This is a genomic window from Microcystis sp. M49636_WE2 (genome assembly GCF_030065375.1).
Classification (GTDB): Bacteria; Cyanobacteriota; Cyanobacteriia; order Cyanobacteriales; family Microcystaceae; genus Microcystis; species Microcystis aeruginosa_C.
In genome coordinates, this window is sequence record NZ_JASJFG010001052.1 from 1 (window position 1) to 1,403 (window position 1,403).

2 protein-coding genes are annotated in these 1,403 nt (G+C 42.3%); one reads left to right on the top strand and one right to left on the bottom strand.

Annotated features, from left to right (window positions below; translation table 11 throughout):
- Positions 1 to 381: 381 nt before the first annotated feature.
- Positions 382 to 942: a 5-formyltetrahydrofolate cyclo-ligase gene (locus tag PX484_RS24305; RefSeq protein ID WP_002804573.1), complete on the bottom strand. Its 561-nt coding sequence runs from the start codon at positions 940 to 942 to the stop codon at positions 382 to 384.
- A 137-nt stretch (positions 943 to 1,079) separates the two neighbouring features.
- On the opposite strand from PX484_RS24305, the gene grxC reads away from it, so the two are divergent.
- Positions 1,080 to 1,397, top strand: a complete 318-nt coding sequence (gene grxC, locus PX484_RS24310; protein WP_002751734.1) for a glutaredoxin 3 — start codon at positions 1,080 to 1,082, stop codon at positions 1,395 to 1,397.
- Positions 1,398 to 1,403: the final 6 nt, after the last annotated feature.

Consider the following 1,403-nt stretch of genomic DNA (forward strand, 5'->3'; position numbering starts at 1 on the left):
GTTCGTGAAAGTGTTTCATTGCTTCCCTGTTGACTTTTTCCGGTGATTACTATAAACATCTCCTGATGTGAATTTCATCCTAGCAAAGCTATCTTAAGGGTCGATCGGATTCAATAAAACTTAATATATGAGTAGTCGGTGGGTAAAATGTATTCTAAGATACAGTGCCAGCGAACGACCAGAACGAACCACAAAGACACAAAGGACACAAAGATCGATCGCTCCTATATAAGTTAAACCGATCGCACAAAAGGAAATAATTGTTAAGTAGCTGGTTATAATTAAATTAAAAATGGGTTTGAGGTTCGATCCCCCCTGCCCCCCTTGATAAGGGGGGTGCCGATAGGCGGGGGGATCTGAAAGTTTTTAATACCTACCTACTTAAAAAATTTCGGTTCTCGATTCGGTACAGATTGCCTGTAATTTTTGGTCCCAAGTATCGACGGGAAGGGTATCGAGATAGGCAAAGTCAAAGACAATCCCGATCGAGGGGATAGCTTGCCATTCGGGGGAATGTAAGAGACGATCAAAATAACCCCCCCCGTAACCTAAGCGATAACCTTGGCGATCGCAAGCGACGGCGGGAATTAATAGTAAGTCCACTTCGGCAGGTAAAATGAGAGGAGCGATCGCTGTTGGTTCGTAGATGCCATAACGATTTAATTCTAGGGGATCATCGGCAGTCCAACAGTGCCAAGTCAGGCTATCTCCGTCACAACGGGGAAAACCCCAGCGATGGTGTTGGCAAAATAAGGAACTTAAATCCGGCTCCTGACGATAACTGAAGTAAGCGAGAATGGTTTTAGCGTGTTGAAAGAGGGGTAAAGATTGTAAATTTTTGCAAAGTTGCTGACTATTTTCTTGCCAAATATGCTTAGGAAGCGATCGTCTTTGGGTAATTAGTTGTTTGCGTAATTGGGCTTTTTTGGTAGCAGAATCCATAAAATAGAGATAAATAGGAGAGTAAGTAGCTGGTTATAATTAAATTGAAGATGGATCCCCCCTTAATCCCCCCTTAATCCCCCCTTAATAAGGGGGGCATCTGACAGTTTTTAACACCTAACTACTTAGTAAGAACGATGCTAAATCTATTTAACTCGCTTTTTGGGCGTTATAACGAGAATATCAAGGCCAATGTGGAAATTTACACGTGGGCAACTTGTCCCTACTGTATTCGGGCCAAATGGTTGCTGGGTTGGAAAGGGGTAAAATACACCGAATACAAGATTGATGGGGATGAAAGCGCTCGTCAAGCCATGGCGGAACGGTCCAACGGTAAACGCAGTGTACCACAGATTTTTATTAATAATGAACATATCGGTGGTTGTGATGATTTGTATGCTTTGGATGGTCAGAAAAAATTAGATAATTTACTGGCTAAATGTGGGACTATCTAAAGTCTA

Bases quoted from the DNA above. Each gene is read 5' to 3' on its own strand.
- grxC (WP_002751734.1), top strand. From the start codon at position 1,080: ATGCTAAATCTATTTAACTCGCTTTTTGGGCGTTATAACGAGAATATC.
- PX484_RS24305 (WP_002804573.1), bottom strand. From the start codon at position 942: ATGGATTCTGCTACCAAAAAAGCCCAATTACGCAAACAACTAATTACC.